Annotated in this window: 16 protein-coding genes; 10 read left to right on the top strand and 6 right to left on the bottom strand. The window is 35.3% G+C overall.

The features are described from left to right. The first annotated feature begins 12 nt into the window (after positions 1 to 12). On the top strand, positions 13 to 1740 hold the full coding sequence (locus tag AC0INN_RS09660) for an Ig-like domain-containing domain (protein WP_273649971.1): 1728 nt from the start codon (positions 13 to 15) through the stop codon (positions 1738 to 1740). 7 nt (positions 1741 to 1747) lie between these two features. Further along, positions 1748 to 2206: a heme-binding domain-containing protein gene (locus tag AC0INN_RS09655; RefSeq protein ID WP_172281198.1), complete on the top strand. Its 459-nt coding sequence runs from the start codon at positions 1748 to 1750 to the stop codon at positions 2204 to 2206. A 74-nt stretch (positions 2207 to 2280) separates the two neighbouring features. Here the strand turns inward: AC0INN_RS09655 and AC0INN_RS09650 are convergent, their stop codons facing one another. The 5 genes from AC0INN_RS09650 to AC0INN_RS09630 all read right to left on the bottom strand — a co-directional run bounded on the left by AC0INN_RS09650 (position 2281) and on the right by AC0INN_RS09630 (position 6539). Continuing rightward, positions 2281 to 2796, bottom strand: coding sequence for an NUDIX hydrolase (locus tag AC0INN_RS09650; protein WP_273649969.1), 516 nt, complete (start codon positions 2794 to 2796; stop codon positions 2281 to 2283). After that, positions 2796 to 3707, bottom strand: coding sequence for a site-specific tyrosine recombinase XerD (gene xerD, locus AC0INN_RS09645; RefSeq protein ID WP_172281194.1), 912 nt, complete (start codon positions 3705 to 3707; stop codon positions 2796 to 2798). Before xerD ends, AC0INN_RS09650 begins: the two co-directional genes overlap by 1 nt. 5 nt (positions 3708 to 3712) lie before the next feature. Then, positions 3713 to 4135 (bottom strand): deoxycytidylate deaminase, encoded by a 423-nt coding sequence (locus AC0INN_RS09640; RefSeq protein WP_172281192.1) that lies wholly within the window; start codon positions 4133 to 4135, stop codon positions 3713 to 3715. A gap of 43 nt (positions 4136 to 4178) precedes the next feature. After that, the gene (locus AC0INN_RS09635; protein ID WP_273649966.1) at positions 4179 to 4946 is read right to left on the bottom strand and encodes an enoyl-CoA hydratase-related protein; all 768 of its coding nucleotides are present in this window, start codon (positions 4944 to 4946) and stop codon (positions 4179 to 4181) included. Positions 4947 to 5051: 105 nt separating this feature from the next. Next, positions 5052 to 6539: a catalase gene (locus tag AC0INN_RS09630; protein ID WP_172281188.1), complete on the bottom strand. Its 1488-nt coding sequence runs from the start codon at positions 6537 to 6539 to the stop codon at positions 5052 to 5054. A gap of 119 nt (positions 6540 to 6658) precedes the next feature. Here AC0INN_RS09630 and AC0INN_RS09625 point away from each other — a divergent pair, with 119 nt between their 5' ends. The 8 genes from AC0INN_RS09625 to AC0INN_RS09590 all read left to right on the top strand — a co-directional run bounded on the left by AC0INN_RS09625 (position 6659) and on the right by AC0INN_RS09590 (position 14162). After that, positions 6659 to 7609 carry a LysR substrate-binding domain-containing protein gene (locus AC0INN_RS09625; RefSeq protein ID WP_172281186.1) on the top strand — a complete coding sequence of 317 codons (951 nt, stop codon included), beginning with the start codon at positions 6659 to 6661 and terminating at the stop codon, positions 7607 to 7609. Positions 7610 to 7842: 233 nt separating this feature from the next. Next, a complete protein-coding gene (gene metK / locus AC0INN_RS09620; RefSeq protein ID WP_273649962.1) occupies positions 7843 to 9123 on the top strand; it encodes a methionine adenosyltransferase in 1281 nt (426 codons plus the stop codon). 85 nt (positions 9124 to 9208) lie between these two features. After that, positions 9209 to 9700, top strand: a complete 492-nt coding sequence (locus tag AC0INN_RS09615) for a hypothetical protein (RefSeq protein WP_373428012.1) — start codon at positions 9209 to 9211, stop codon at positions 9698 to 9700. 200 nt (positions 9701 to 9900) lie between these two features. Then, on the top strand, positions 9901 to 10491 hold the full coding sequence (locus tag AC0INN_RS09610; protein WP_089028087.1) for an RNA polymerase sigma factor: 591 nt from the start codon (positions 9901 to 9903) through the stop codon (positions 10489 to 10491). 198 nt (positions 10492 to 10689) lie between these two features. Continuing rightward, positions 10690 to 11385: a YjjG family noncanonical pyrimidine nucleotidase gene (locus tag AC0INN_RS09605; protein ID WP_273649959.1), complete on the top strand. Its 696-nt coding sequence runs from the start codon at positions 10690 to 10692 to the stop codon at positions 11383 to 11385. A gap of 85 nt (positions 11386 to 11470) precedes the next feature. Next, the gene (locus AC0INN_RS09600) at positions 11471 to 11920 is read left to right on the top strand and encodes a PepSY-like domain-containing protein (RefSeq protein ID WP_273649957.1); all 450 of its coding nucleotides are present in this window, start codon (positions 11471 to 11473) and stop codon (positions 11918 to 11920) included. Positions 11921 to 12207: 287 nt separating this feature from the next. After that, positions 12208 to 12879 carry a response regulator transcription factor gene (locus AC0INN_RS09595; protein WP_273649955.1) on the top strand — a complete coding sequence of 224 codons (672 nt, stop codon included), beginning with the start codon at positions 12208 to 12210 and terminating at the stop codon, positions 12877 to 12879. Beyond that, complete coding sequence (locus AC0INN_RS09590) at positions 12879 to 14162, top strand: sensor histidine kinase (RefSeq protein ID WP_273649953.1); 1284 nt, start codon at positions 12879 to 12881, stop codon at positions 14160 to 14162. The genes AC0INN_RS09595 and AC0INN_RS09590 overlap by 1 nt, the downstream gene beginning before the upstream one ends. Positions 14163 to 14170: 8 nt before the next feature. On the opposite strand, the gene trpS is transcribed toward AC0INN_RS09590, so the two are convergent. Continuing rightward, the gene (trpS, locus tag AC0INN_RS09585; RefSeq protein WP_273649951.1) at positions 14171 to 15139 is read right to left on the bottom strand and encodes a tryptophan--tRNA ligase; all 969 of its coding nucleotides are present in this window, start codon (positions 15137 to 15139) and stop codon (positions 14171 to 14173) included. Between the last annotated feature and the right edge of the window lie 260 nt (positions 15140 to 15399).

Here is a 15399-nt window from a genome sequence, read left to right as displayed (position 1 = left end):
TTAAACATATTCATGAAAAGACTTTTTCTACTATTCATTATTGGTTTTCTTGTACAGTCCTGTGCAAGAGTAGGTTCTCCGGTAGGAGGTCCTAAAGATACGCTGGCTCCAAAGTTTTTAAGCTCAAATATAGATACAACCAGAGTCAATGTTCGAAGAGATGTTAAAGAACTTCGTATCGATTTTGATGAATATGTAACGCTGAAAGATATCAACAAAAATTTAATTATCTCTCCGCCTATTAAAAAAATCAAGCGGATCTTACCTTCGAATATTGCCAATAAATATCTTTTGATCCAGTGGGAAGATACCTTACAGGCCAATACCACTTATAATTTTAATTTTGGAAATTCTATAGTAGATAATAATGAGTCTAACACACTTCGTTATTTCAACTTTGCTTTTTCTACGGGTGAGAAACTGGATGATCTTTATATCAGTGGTGATGTAAGAGATGCAATATCCTTTAAAAAGGAAACAAGCACAGAAAATAAAATGGTTGTAGGTTTGTACAAGGTTCAGGATACCATGAATTATAAACAAAAACCTTACTATATCACAAAGGTAGATGACGATGGCTATTATGAGCTTAATTATTTGTCGCCGGGGAAATACAAGATCATTGCCTTTGAAGATGAAAATGGTAATTCCATGTATGATCCCGGAAAAGAAAAAGTAGGATTCCAGAAAGAGCCTATCGACTTTGAAAAATCCATTTCGGGATTGAACTTAAAGGTATATCCATCGAGAAAACCATTGAAGTATGTAGAGATGAAGGAAACACCGGGAGGTATCACGATGACGTTTGAAGGAAAGCCGGATAATGTACAGGTTCTTTCTATTAACGATAAGCTTCAGGATATAAAAGTAACCCACAGACCTAAATCGGATTCTGTTAAGATATGGTTTGACGCGGTGAAAAGCAATGTAGGACAGACGACTACTGAAAATTTGAAGTTTAGTTATGATGCTGATAATAAAAAGGATACGGTTTCTGTCTTTTATAAATACAATGCGAAAAACGGAATGACCCTTGACAACAATGACGGATCTCTTTTACCTCCTAAAACAGATTTCAGGATTACTTCCAATTACATCATTGATAAAATAAATACGGATAAATGGGTATTGAAAAGTGATAGTTTAACAACACAGAACTTCACGGCAAAAATTTCCGAAACCAATCCGTATCAGATCCTGATTCAATCCGATTTTGTTCCGGGAAAAAAATATCAGCTGGTTGTTCCTAAAACAACTGTTCTGTCATTCTATGATAAAAACCCAACATCAAAGCGGTTTGACTTTGAAGCAGACAAGGTAGAAAACTACGGCAGTCTTGCATTCAAGCTCCAAAATGCCCCCGCTTCGAATTATTGGCTTCAGCTATTGGATACATCTGAAAAAGTGGTTTACCAGAAATATACAAAGGGGGACGCTGTTAAATTCGATATTCTGAAACCCGGAGATTATGTTGTGAGGATTCTGGTTGACAACAATGATAATAAATATTGGGATGAAGCAGACTTTCAAAACGACGTGTTTGCGGAAGACTCTTATATTTTCTATAAAGCTGTTGTTGTAAGACCTTTATGGGACAGCAATGAAGATTGGGATTTAAAGGATACAAGAGTGCTGGATACAAAAGGATTAAATATTCCTAAACCGGTTGTTGAAAAGCCTGTTGAAAAGGATAATCCTGCACTTAAGTCCGGTAATTCCGTATTGCAACCTGTGAGATAGAGAACGTATGAAAACGATAAAGAAGATTGTATTCTGGAGCCTGGTTGTTTTTGCACTCATTCAGTTTATCCCTATAGACAGGACCAATATGCCCGTTGATCATAAGGTAAATTTTGTAGATGCAAAACAAACACCCGAAAAGATCACTAAACTTATAAAAGGAGCTTGCTATGACTGTCATTCCAACGAAACGGTATATCCTAAGTATTCTTATATAGCGCCTATATCATGGTCTATAAAAAGCCATGTTAATGATGGAAGAGAGCATCTGAACTTTTCGATCTGGCAAACTTACAATTCAGATTTGAAGATAAGTATGCTTAACAGTATTATTCCAACACTTCAAAGCAGGACAATGCCGATGCCCGGATATATTGTGTATCATAAGGAGGCTAATTTATCTGAAGCAGAGCGAAAACTGCTGATCAATTATTTCGAGGAAATGCTGAAATCCAAAACTTACTGATACGCTGGTTTGTAGCGTCGTAAAATAATAATAGCAGAGCTTTGGCCCTGCTATCAATATTTTAAATTGTGTAATTATAGATTGTTTAAATATTGCTTAAAAAATATTTTCTGAGAATCAAAAGCAATATCCTCCAGTTTAATATCTTTTAGTGGAATCCACTGTGCTTCCGATATTTCGGATAATTCAATGTTAACTTCGAATTTTTTATCCACGCGGTATTCATAAAATAAATCGATCGTATTGTAGTCGATCTCTTTATATTGATAGATATTAGGTAGGCTGGTAAGGTATTTTAAATTTGAAATATCGATATTCAGCTGTAGCTCTTCAAAAAGTTCTCTTTTACAGGTTTCTTCTGCACTTTCTTTCGGGTCAACAAAACCACCTGCTAGGTCCAGCTTTCCTTTCTTAGGATTCCGGTTTCTTCTTGTCAGGTAAATTTCATCACCATATCTTATAACAACGGCTACAGCTCCTGCTACATTGTTATATAACGTGAAATTGCATAGAGGGCAGCTCCATTTTTTTTCGCCATCCCAGTGTAGAGATTCTTTGCCACAGTTTGGACAATATTTCAATAATTTCATTAAGCAATATTAATATTTCGGGGATGGTAATTTAAAATGACATCCCGTAGTTCTTCGGTTTTTAAATGAGTATAAATTTCAGTTGTCGTAATGCTTGAATGACCAAGCATTTCCTGAATATATCTTAAGTCAGCTCCGTTTTGTAGTAAATGTGTAGCAAATGAATGTCTGAAGGTATGTGGGGATATTTTTTTACTTACACCGGCTTTATCCGTGAGTTCTTTAATAATAAGAAATACAATCACTCTGGACATGGAAGTTCCTCTGCTGTTCAGGAATAATGAATCTTCATATTTCTTGTTGATCTTGTTTTTAGAACGCACCTCTTTGATGTAACTGTTCAATAATTCAGCAGTGTAATCGGCCAAAGGAACGAAACGGGTTTTATTTCCCTTCCCGTTCACCTTAATGTAATTTTCTTTAAAATTAATGTTTGAAATTTTCAGATCAATAAGTTCTGATACCCGAAGTCCACAACCATAAAGTACTTCTACAATACACTGATTTCTTCTCCCCAGATCCGAGTTCACTTCAATGGCTCCGATAATCTTGTTGATATCCATAAGGCTTAGTGTATCGGGAAGGTATAATCCCAATTTAGGGCCTTCAAGCAATGCTGCCGGATTATCCTCACGGGCCTCATCCTCCAGAAGGAACTTGAAAAAAGCCTTGATAGAAGATATCCATCTGGCCTGCGACCGCTCACTGAATTTTTGTTTGGAAAGATTGAAGATATACTCCTGTAAATTATCGTATCCGATCACATCCGGTCCGATGTTGTCGAGGTCTTCCTCAGCGTACTCCTTTAATTTTTTAATGTCTCTAACATAAGCGTCTAGAGTGTTTTCTGAAAAATTTCTTTCGAAACGAAGAAAGATTTCAAAATCTTTAATTTTTTCATCCCAAGTCATTTGTGTTATTTTTTTAGTTCACAATCAGAAATTTGTTCTATTTCAATATTATGGTTTTTAAGGAATGATATCCCATCGTCATCCGAATACTCATTGATATATACCAGTCTTGTAATCCCAGCCTGTAAAATTAGCTTGCTGCACTCTTTACATGGAGAAAGCGTTAAATACAGCGTTGCTCCTTTTGCAGATTGGGTAGAAGCAGCTAATTTTAATATAGCATTTGCTTCTGCATGTAATACGTACCAATGTGTTTTTCCCTCTGCATCTTCACAACAATTCTCGAATCCCGAAGGAGTTCCGTTATAACCATCTGAAATAATCATCCTATCTTTTACGATAAGAGCTCCTACTTGTTTTCTTTTACAGTAGGAAAGTTTTGCCCATTCCTGAGCCATTTTTAGATAAGCTTTATCAAACTTATTCATACCGCAGCATTGTTTTTTTTCGAAATAATTTGTAAAAATAATCTTAGAAGTTAGGCTTTCTTTTTTCCAGAAAAGCACTTACTCCTTCTTGTTTATCAGCTAGTTCAAAAAGCTCGCCAAAATACTTAATCTCAGTATCAAAGCCTTTATCCGTATCCGATAAATTCACTGCATGAATAGCCTTGGAAATTGCCATGGGTGAATTGAAGGCAATAACGTTTGCTAGTTCCTTTGTTTTGGTTAATAAGTCTTCAATAGGATATACTTCGTTCACTAATCCGATTTCTTTGGCTCTTTGAGCGGGAATCATTTTGGCTGAGAAGATCATTTCGTTGGCAATACCTTTTCCGACAAGCTTAGGAAGCCTTTGCGTTCCTCCGTAACCAGGAATCAGTCCTAAGGTTACTTCCGGAAGTCCTAATTTAGCATTTTCCGAAGCATATCTGATATGGCATGCCATAGCAAGCTCTAAACCTCCACCTAAAGCAAAGCCATTGACTGCTGCAATGACTGGTTTAGAGAGATTTTCTATTTTATTAAAAAGAGAATTTTGACCGTTTTTTGCCAATTCTTCAGCCCTTTCCTGTCCGAAATCACTGAATTCTTTGATGTCTGCTCCTGCAACGAAAGATTTCTCACCACTTCCTGTAAGAATAATCACCCTGCAAGACTTGTCCAAATCCAGGTCGTCTAAAGCTGAACTTATTTCCTGGATGGTTTTAGCGTTTAGTGCATTGAGACTTTCAGGTCTGTTTATTGTAATAATAGCTAATTTATCTTCTTTTTTTAATAATATATTTTCGTAACTCATTTTTCCACTTTAAATACTAACCCTTGCAAATTATCATTTTTTTACAAAAAAAAGGAAAAAAAGTTGATATTTTTTCCTTTTTTGTTGAAATATTATTTTGTTTGCTTATTTGATGTGATTCATCATATTGCTATCGATATTGATATTTAGCTGTGATGCTACTTTCATGCCAAGTTCAATATTCGCTCTGAAAAAATGACACAGCTGACGATTTATGATTTCATCTCTCTTTGGTCCGTCAATCCCCTTCATGCTTCCCACAATATTATGGACAAGGCGTTCCCGGTCTTCAGTATTCATTGCTTTTGTATAAAGCAGCCCGGGTTGTGTATAATGATCATCATCATTTTCATTTCTGTTGTAGAAAGCTACATGAGCGCTATCAAGTTCATAATCATAACCTTTATAAGAAGGATCCGGCTTGATGTCATCAAAGCTGTTAGGATGGTAGTTAGGCTTATCAGCATATTCACTGGAGTCAGCCATAAAACCATCTCTCTGGTAATTGTTGGTAGCAAAAGGGCAACGGTTCACTTCCAGCTGATGAGCATTTACTCCTACTCTGTATCTGTGAGCATCGGGATATGAGAATAATCTTCCCTGAAGCATTTTATCCGGAGAAAAACTAATTCCATTGATCAGATTGCTAGGGGAAAATGTGGATTGTTCTACATGTGCAAAATAATTAACAGGTACTTCATTCAGTTCCATTTCTCCAACCTCAATTAGAGGGAAGTCATTCTGGAACCAAACCTTGGTTACATCAAAAGGATTCCATCTGAAATCTTTTGCCTGCTCTTCAGTCATTACCTGGATATATAAGGTCCATTTCGGGAAATCACCATTTTCTATAGCATTGCAAAGATCCTCCTGGGCAAAGTCTGGATTTTCACCAGCCATCTTTACGGCTTCCTCATTGTTGAAGTTTTTAATTCCCTGTTTTGTTTTGAAATGGAATTTAACCCAAACTCTTTCATTGTTTGCATTGATCATAGAGAAGGTATGGGATCCGAAACCGTGCATATGCCTGTAACCATGAGGCGTACCCCTGTCGGACATTAAGATCAGAACCTGATGAAGGGATTCAGGATTCAGGCTCCAGAAATCCCACATCATTGTGGCACTCTTTAAATTTGTTTTCGGCACTCTTTTTTGAGTATGAATAAAATCAGGGAATTTTTTGGCATCTTTAATAAAAAACACAGGAGTATTATTACCTACAAGATCCCAGTTTCCGTCTTCAGTATAAAATTTTAATGCAAAACCTCTCGGGTCTCTTGCGGTATCTGCGCTTCCTTTCTCACCACCTACGGTAGAAAACCTTGCAAACATTCTGCAGGAGTTTCCCACCTTCGAAAATAATTTTGCTTTGGTATATTTACTAATATCGTGTGTTACGGTAAATGTTCCATAAGCGCCGCTTCCTTTTGCATGAACAATTCTTTCGGGAATTCTTTCTCTTACGAAATGGGCAAGGTTTTCCTGAAGAATAAAGTCCTGCAATAGGACAGGACCTCTGGGACCTACCGTCTGAGAATCCTGATGCTCAAAGTACGGAGCACCGCTGCTTAATGTTAATTTTTTAGAATCCATATAGTTAAGATTTTGATTTATTTGTTGTGTTTTTGGATGTAAGAATTATCAAATTTACTTGAATTTTTAATTGCTTATAGCAAAAACATCATATCTTTGTAATAGATAATATTAATCAGATGAACATTCAGCAATTGGAGTATCTTATCGCTGTAGATAAGTACAAACATTTTGGGAAAGCAGCTCAAGCATGCTTCATTACGCAACCTACACTAAGTGCGATGATACAGAAATTTGAGGATGAACTGGATGTAAAGGTGTTCGACAGGACTACGCACCCGATCCGTACCACAGATGTAGGGCTTCAGATCATTGATCAGGCGAAGGTGATTATAGAATCTGTCAATGAGCTGAGAAATAAAGCAAACCTGCTTAATAACATTTTAGGAGGAACAATTAACCTGGGAATTATTCCTACAGTATCTTCCTTTATTTTACCTACAGAAATTTTTAAATTCCTTGATGAGAATCCTAAAATTCAGATGAACGTGAAGGAAATGACAACAGACAGTATTATCAAGGCTTTAAAGGCTGGGGAACTGGATGCTGGAATTATTTCAACTCCGTATGATACGGCGGATGAATTCTATCAGGATTTTCTGTTCAATGAAGAGCTGATGATCTACAGCTCTGATACACAAGCTAATAAAAAGAATTCCTATATTATTCCTGAGGAGCTTAATGTTGAAAAAGTATGGCTTCTGGAAGAAGGGAACTGTTTGAGAAATCAGTTTGAAAACATTTGTCATCTGAAAGAAAATACACTCAAGCCAAAAAATCTCGACTTCCTTGCTTCCAATATCCAGACACTGGTTCATATGGTTGATAAGGTAGGAGGAATAAGTATTCTGCCGGAATTGGCTTTAAGCCAGCTTTCTGAAGAGCAGAAAGGTAAAGTTTTCAGATTTAAGAAGCCTTTCCCTTACAGGGAAATAAGCATCATTTATTACAAACCGACTTTCAAACAAAAGATTATTGACGAATTGTCTTCTTCAATCCAGTCTTCTTTAAAAGAAAGACTTAATTATAATGAAAGTCCAAAAGATTTCGTAAGCATAAAACCACAATAGTTTTTTATACTCAATCGGGATAAATCGCTTGTTTCAAGAAATTTATAATTATTTCTTAAAAGTTTTGGCTATTGAAAAATAGTCCTTAACTTTGCCCCTGTTTACAAACGAGGAAAAATTTGACCTGATTGCAACCTCTATAAAAAAAAGCTAAAACAGTATTCTTTTTGAGCTTTCCATGCAATTATTCACGTTATTCCTCATATTTTTAATCTAATAAAACAAAGAATAATATGTCTTATTTATTTACATCTGAATCCGTTTCAGAAGGGCATCCTGATAAAATTGCGGATCAGATTTCTGACGCTTTGATTGATCATTTTCTAGCATACGATAAATCCTCAAAAGTAGCGTGTGAAACACTTGTTACTACCGGACAGGTAGTATTGGCAGGAGAGGTTAAGTCGGATGCTTATCTTGATGTTCAGACCATTGCCAGAGAAGTAATCAATGGAATAGGTTATACAAAAGGAGAGTATATGTTCAATGGAGACTCTTGCGGGGTAATCTCTGCGATCCATGAGCAATCACCGGATATCAATCAGGGGGTTGATAGAAAAGTAGCAGATGAGACTTTTGAAAGCAAGGCTAATGCACAAGGTGCAGGAGACCAGGGAATGATGTTTGGTTATGCTACTAATGAGACCGCTAATTATATGCCTTTGGCGCTTGACCTTGCACATACTATTCTAAAAGAGCTTTCTGCAGTAAGAAGAGAAAATAAAGAAATTACTTATTTACGTCCTGATGCGAAAAGCCAGGTGACTATTGAATATTCTGACGATCATAAACCGGTAAGAATTGACTCTATCGTGGTATCTACTCAACATGATGACTTTGGAGCCGAAGAAGAAATGTTGAACAAGATCCGTGAGGATATCAAAAATATCCTGATCCCAAGAGTAGTGGCTCAACAGCCGGAGGAAATCAAAGCTTTATTCAACGATCAGATCAAATATCACATCAATCCTACCGGGAAATTTGTAATCGGTGGTCCTCATGGTGATACCGGTCTTACAGGTAGAAAGATCATTGTGGATACATACGGTGGAAAAGGAGCTCACGGAGGTGGGGCATTTTCCGGAAAAGACCCTTCAAAAGTAGACAGAAGTGCTGCTTACGCAACAAGGCATATTGCTAAAAACCTTGTAGCTGCAGGTGTTGCAGATGAAGTATTGGTGCAGGTTTCTTATGCAATTGGTGTTGCTGAGCCTTGTGGTCTGTATATCAACACATATGGGACTTCAAAAGTAGATCTTCATGATGGGGAAATTGCGAAGAAAGTTTCTGCAATTTTCGATCTGAGACCTTACGCAATTGAAGAAAATCTGAAATTAAGAAACCCTATTTATCAGGAAACAGCTTCTTACGGACATATGGGTAAAGAACACTACATTGCTGATAAAACGTTTAATAAAGGTCATAAAAATGAGCTTACGCTTAAAGACCTGGAATTCTTCACCTGGGAGAAATTAGACAAAGTAGAAGAGATTAAAACAGCATTTGGTATTTAATTTTTTCTTTAAGATATTTATACTGCTTTATCTTTAACAAGATAAGGCAGTTTTTTTTAATTTTACACCTTAAATAAATAAAAAGATGATGAATTTCCGATGGGTAATAACGGTTGTATCCATATTTTTTTTATCCACCTACGCAAGTGCACAATATACCATGCACAAAATGATTAGTGTTGGATATACATATCAAAACCAAAGCTTCGGAGAATTGGGTGGAAAATTACTTTTCCTTAAGAATGACGATGTTATTTACAGATTAGGAGCTTCCGCATTAATGGGTTCCACTAATTCTAAATTTGCCATCATGCCCAAAATTCAGGCAGATGTCTTGCTTAATTTTGAAAAAAATGTAGATTTTTATCACTCTTATTATTTTTTAGCAGGAGTTGAAGGGACCAATAAATATATTGCACCCAAAGTAGGGGTTACTTTATTCGGGCTGTTGGATTTAACTGCAGGGTATGCTTTTCCCTTTGGAGACGCTGAATTGAACGGAAAACAGCTAAAAGGAGTGAATGTAAATTTTACATTAAATATCCCAACTGTCTTCATTCATGATATGTTTAAGTGATTTTTTTTAAAAATTTTTTCTAAATATTAATAATAGGTTAACAGTTATTAAAATTTTATTATATTTACATCCATAAATAAACGAACTGCTTATTGATTGGACTTTACTCTGAAAAACTGTTTTGTATTTACAGCTAAAACCAGATAAAATATCTGGAAGAAAAACTGTCGGCAAATATATATTATATTGAGAAGAAAGTCATGAAATCAAAATCGGATTGCGTATTAATTTCCCTTTACCAAAAAGGAGACGAAGGAGCTTTATCAACTCTTATTCATCGTCATCAGAGAGAATTGTTTACATTCATTTTTTACAAAATTAATGATGAAGACCTAGCTAATGATGTTTTCCAGGATACATTCATGAAAATCATCGTGATGTTGAAAGAAGGACGTTATAACGAAGAAGGAAAATTTATTCTTTGGGCTAAAAGAATTGCCTATAATCTTATTATTGACCATTTCAGATTGAAATCGAAAAATATCAAGGTTTCGGAAACAACTTTTGAAACTGACGAATATTCTATTTTCGATTTAATCAGAGAGCCTTCAGAAAATATTGAAGATCAATTAGTGACTAATCAGATTCAGGAAGATTTATTGCGAATGCTGCAATACCTGCCTCAGAATCAGCAAGAGGTTATTAAGTTAAGATTTTTTGATGGGTTGAGCTTTAAAGAGATTGCAGATCACACGGATATGAGCATTAACACTACATTGGGACGTGTAAGGTATGCGCTGATCAACCTGAGAAAAATCATGGAAGAGAATAATATTATCCTTACCAGATAATAATTATAAAAAATTCCCGTTTTAAGGATAAACATGTTTCGCCTATGAAAAAAAATGATTCCTTAAAAGTGAAAACTTTGAAACCAAAAAAACAAACTGTTGATTTTCTACTCAACTTTTCAAAAAATCTTGGAATAGTAAAAATCAAAGATAAAAATTATTCGATCTCTAAAAATTAAAGTATTAATTTTGTGCTGTATGAAAATTCAGCACATTTTTTTTGACCTGGACAATACGCTTTGGGATCATCGCAAGAACGCTTACCTTACCATCAGGGATCTTTTCGAAAAGCAGGAAATAACACTCAAATACAATATAGATTTCGAGGAATTTCATGAAGTGTATCATGAAATCAATGAGAGCTTATGGGAAAAAATCAGAGACGGCATAATAGGTAAAGAATATTTAAGAAAACACCGTTTTCTTAATACTTTTAAACATTTTGGAGTTGAAGATGAGCAGTTGTCAGATTATTTTGAAGAACACTTTCTGGATAAAATTCTTAATCACAATGAACTGGTAGAGGGAGCTTTGTATGTTCTTGATTATCTAAAATCAAAAGAATATACAATGCACATTATTTCCAATGGCTTTAAGGAAGTCACGGAAAGAAAATGTATACTTTCAGGGATTGATCATTATTTTAATACGATCACCAGTGCTGATGCAGTGGGGGTGAGGAAACCTAATCCTGAAATTTTTGAGTATTCTTTAGGTCGTGCACACGCGAATAAGGAAGAAAGTATCTTGATAGGGGATGATTGGATTGCAGATGCGGTAGGAGCCATGAATTTTGGAATGGATGTTATTTTCTTTGATGTCCTGAACGAAAACCGGACAGAAGAAAATGTAAAGACCATTAAGCATCTTCTTCAAATCAAAGAATATCTTTAAAATTTGCTGCTTACATTTTTTTCCTAATTCTTTCCTAAATTAATATAGAATTTTGCTTCATAATAAATGAATAAAATTTTATATTATGAAAAGTTTAAAGAAAATCACCAGCTTACTAACCTTTATCTTAGTTTTATCAGCAGGTTTCATATTTGCACAGGATAGAGCAATCAGTCCCAATCAATTACCTGTTACTGCAAAGAAGTTTCTGGCAGGAAATTTTAAAGGTATTGCAGTAGGTTCCGTTATAGAGGACCGTGAAATATATGGAGTAGACGAATACAAAGTATACCTTTCCAACGGTGTGAAAATAGAGTTTGACAGCCAGGGAAACTGGAAGGAAGTGGATGGTAAGCATCAGAAGCTCCCGTATGGCTTTATTCCTGCAGGTATAAGAAATTATGTGGTTAAAAGCTTTCCAAACACTTCGATTATAAAAATTGAAAAAGAAAGATGGTCTTATAAAGCTGAACTATCCAATGGCGTTGACCTGAAATTCGACAAAAATGGGAATTTTAGTAAGATTGATGACTAATACTATATTAAATTTTTATGTTATGGTAAATTGGAATATAATCAACAAAGAAAGCCGAAGAAATATACTTACTTTTCTTACTATATACCATCCATGTATGATCATTGAATCGGTAAAAGATATAAAGAATAAATACAAAATCCATGTGCTGAATGGGCAAACGCTTAGTTTTCATGTGGATGGTAGTTCTATCACAAATAATTTTTAATCTTGATAAATTATAGCCTCCCGGGAACAGGAGGTTATAATTTTATATATTTGATCAGAAAGTCAGAATAATACTTACTATGAAAATTTTACTTGTTGAAGATGAGGCGGAATTAAGAAATACCGTGCAAAGCTTTCTTGAAGCACAGCACTTTATAGTAGAGTCCGCTTCTGACTATAGTTCAGGTTTGGATAAAATCATTTCATATGAATATGACTGTATTCTCCTGGATATTATGCTGCCAGACGGAAGTGGGATGGATCTTCTTAAAGAAATTAAAAGTATGCACAAAAAAGATCCTGTAATCATCCTTTCTGCAAAAGATTCTGTCGACGATAAAGTAAGCGGATTGGAAATAGGGGCAGATGATTACCTTGCCAAGCCTTTTCACCTGGCAGAATTGATGGCCCGGATTAAATCGGTCATCAGAAGGAAAAATCAGGATGGAGAGAATATAATCACTTATAAAAACATCTTTGTGGATCCTGACAACAGAAAAGTAAAGATAGGTAATGAAGAATTGATCCTTAACCGTAAGGAGTATGATCTTTTGTATTATTTCGTGATACATCCTGAAAAAACATTACAAAAAACAATGCTTGCAGAAGCAATCTGGGGCGATTATATTGATCAGGCGGATAGCCTGGATTTTATTTATTCACAGATAAAAAACCTTCGTAAAAAGCTTAAAGCGTTAGGCGCTGAAGCTGATTTTCAGGCGATTTACGGAATAGGATATAAATTTGTATAATGAAAGTTTCTCTGAAATATTATACCATAAAATACCTGATAACCATTCTGCTATTGATCATTGCAGTGTGGGCGGCATTATTTTACGCCTATATTCTGGACGAAGTGTATGATAATGTGGATGATGGATTGAAAAACAGAAAAATACAGATTATTAAGGCAGTATATCTGGATGAGCACTTGTTAAAGAATAATGAGTTTGGTTTTAATGAATTTAAGATCAATCCTATTTCTGCAGCAGAGCATCAGGAAAAGAACAAGCTTTTTAATAAGATGTATTACATGGAATACGATGATGAAGAGCAGCCTTACAGAGTTCTTGAGACAGATTTTATAGACCAGTTTGGAAAGTATCAGAAATTGACTATCCGAACGTCCACGGTAGAAGAAGATGAGCTGGTATATGACCTTACAACAGCTCTGATTGTTTTGTACCTGTTATTGGTAGTAAGTATTATCGGGATCAACGGATTTTTGCTTCACAAAGCGATGAAGCCTTTTTACCGTATTCTGGATAAGCTCAAAAAATATCAGTTTGGGATTTCTTCTGATAAAGAGTCTCCAAAATATTCCATCAAAGAGTTTGAAGAGCTGGATAGAGAGATCAACGAAATGATTGATCGTAACGAGCTCGCCTTTAATCAACAAAAACAGTTTATTGAAAATGCATCTCACGAATTGCAGACACCTTTGGCAATTGCAATCAATAAAATAGATCTGGCAATACAGAATGATCAGTTTGATGAAAAGGATATGAATTTCTTTACTGACATCAAGAATGATCTGGGAAGGATGGCAAGCCTGAATAAATCACTGCTTATGCTGTCTAAAATTGAGAACAATCAGTTCAGTACTTTGTCCCATGTAAATTTTACTGCGATGATCAAAGAGCTGGTCAATAGCTATGAAGATTTTATAGAATACAAAGAGATTAAAGTAAACCTGTTGGACAAAGAAATATTTGAAACTATCTTCAGCCCTGACTTAGCCAATATTTTACTTTCTAATTTACTTAAAAATGCAGTCAGGTATAACCATCAAAATGGAATTTTAAATATTATTACCGAAAAGGGCAGGATGATTTTTCAGAATACCGGATCAATGAATCCTCTGGATGGAAAAAAAATCTTCAACAGGTTTTTTAAGCAAAGCACGGACAGCAGTTCTACCGGATTGGGACTTTCTATCATTAAAACCATAATAAAACAATATCCCGGATGGGATATTGTTTATGATTTTGAAGACGGAATGCATAGCTTCATTCTGTCAAAGAATAAAAGTTAGCCTATATATTAAAGTCCTAGACTTTCCCTTACACGTTTAATGGTTTCCACTGCAATCACTCTTGTTTTTGCAGCACCTTCCTGAAGTTTTGCTTCCAATTCATCCAGGTGGGTCATATAGTAGGTAAATGTTTCTCTTTCCTTCTGGAAACGAGTGGTAATCAAGTTTAAAAGTTCTGTTTTTGCATGTCCATATCCAAAGTTTCCTACAAGATATTTTGCTCTTAGCTCCTCTGTCTGTTCAGGAGTTGCAATCAATTGATAAATTGCAAATACTTTGTCGGTTTCAGGATCTTTCGGTTCCTCCAATGATTTGGAATCTGTCTCAATGCTCATCACCTGTTTTTTCAGTTCTTTATCCGGTAAGAAAATATTAATAATATTTCCCATGGATTTAGACATTTTACGACCATCTGTTCCAGGGACATATTTTGTATTTTCCTGAAGTTCGGCCTGAGGAAGTACCAGTACCTCTCCCATCTGATTATTAAACCTTGAGGCTACATCCCGGGCAATTTCCAAATGCTGAAGCTGATCCTTTCCTACTGGAACTATTTCTGCATCGTACAATAAAATATCTGCAGCCATTAAAATAGGATAAGTAAAAAGACCGGCATTCACATCCTGAAGCCTGTCTGCTTTATCCTTAAATGAATGCGCCAGGGTTAATCTCTGATAAGGAAAAAAACATGATAAATGCCAAGATAGTTCACAGGTTTCAGGGATATCACTCTGTCTGTAAAAAAATGTTTTTTCAGTATCCAGCCCACAAGCAAGCCAAGCCGCAGCAATCTCGTAGGTATTTTGTTTCAGCTCTTTTGCATCCTTTATCTGAGTTAATGAATGCAGATTAGCGATGAATAAAAATGATTCATTTCCTTCCTGTTTCGATAGTTCAACAGCAGGAATAATAGCACCCAATAAGTTTCCAAGGTGCGGTGTTCCGGTGGCTTGAATGCCGGTAAGAATTCTTGACATTTTGTTTTATTATTTATAAAAATTAACGAACCACAAATTTACGAGGTTTGGCGGGAATAATAATTAAAAGATTAAAAGATTAAAAGATTAAAAGATTAAAAGATTAAAAGATTAAAAGATTAAAAGATTAAAAGATTAAAAGATTAAAAGATTAAAAGATTAAAAGATTAAAAGATTAAAAGATTAAAAGATTTTTGGATAAATCTCGGGAATTTTTTACAAAAAAGAAGGATCAATAGGAGCGGACTTTAGTCCGCTTT

It is taken from the genome of Chryseobacterium subflavum, assembly GCF_055762745.1.
This window is presented reverse-complemented; position numbering and strand designations above follow the sequence as displayed.

Excerpts from the sequence above, each read along its gene's own strand:
- AC0INN_RS09660 (WP_273649971.1), top strand. The coding sequence starts at position 13 with ATGAAAAGACTTTTTCTACTATTCATTATTGGTTTTCTTGTACAGTCC.
- AC0INN_RS09655 (WP_172281198.1), top strand. The coding sequence starts at position 1,748 with ATGAAAACGATAAAGAAGATTGTATTCTGGAGCCTGGTTGTTTTTGCA.
- AC0INN_RS09650 (WP_273649969.1), bottom strand. The coding sequence starts at position 2,796 with ATGAAATTATTGAAATATTGTCCAAACTGTGGCAAAGAATCTCTACAC.
- xerD (WP_172281194.1), bottom strand. The coding sequence starts at position 3,707 with ATGACTTGGGATGAAAAAATTAAAGATTTTGAAATCTTTCTTCGTTTC.
- AC0INN_RS09640 (WP_172281192.1), bottom strand. The coding sequence starts at position 4,135 with ATGAATAAGTTTGATAAAGCTTATCTAAAAATGGCTCAGGAATGGGCA.
- AC0INN_RS09635 (WP_273649966.1), bottom strand. The coding sequence starts at position 4,946 with ATGAGTTACGAAAATATATTATTAAAAAAAGAAGATAAATTAGCTATT.
- AC0INN_RS09630 (WP_172281188.1), bottom strand. The coding sequence starts at position 6,539 with ATGGATTCTAAAAAATTAACATTAAGCAGCGGTGCTCCGTACTTTGAG.
- AC0INN_RS09625 (WP_172281186.1), top strand. The coding sequence starts at position 6,659 with ATGAACATTCAGCAATTGGAGTATCTTATCGCTGTAGATAAGTACAAA.
- metK (WP_273649962.1), top strand. The coding sequence starts at position 7,843 with ATGTCTTATTTATTTACATCTGAATCCGTTTCAGAAGGGCATCCTGAT.
- AC0INN_RS09615 (WP_373428012.1), top strand. The coding sequence starts at position 9,209 with ATGATGAATTTCCGATGGGTAATAACGGTTGTATCCATATTTTTTTTA.
- AC0INN_RS09610 (WP_089028087.1), top strand. The coding sequence starts at position 9,901 with ATGAAATCAAAATCGGATTGCGTATTAATTTCCCTTTACCAAAAAGGA.
- AC0INN_RS09605 (WP_273649959.1), top strand. The coding sequence starts at position 10,690 with ATGAAAATTCAGCACATTTTTTTTGACCTGGACAATACGCTTTGGGAT.
- AC0INN_RS09600 (WP_273649957.1), top strand. The coding sequence starts at position 11,471 with ATGAAAAGTTTAAAGAAAATCACCAGCTTACTAACCTTTATCTTAGTT.
- AC0INN_RS09595 (WP_273649955.1), top strand. The coding sequence starts at position 12,208 with ATGAAAATTTTACTTGTTGAAGATGAGGCGGAATTAAGAAATACCGTG.
- AC0INN_RS09590 (WP_273649953.1), top strand. The coding sequence starts at position 12,879 with ATGAAAGTTTCTCTGAAATATTATACCATAAAATACCTGATAACCATT.
- trpS (WP_273649951.1), bottom strand. The coding sequence starts at position 15,139 with ATGTCAAGAATTCTTACCGGCATTCAAGCCACCGGAACACCGCACCTT.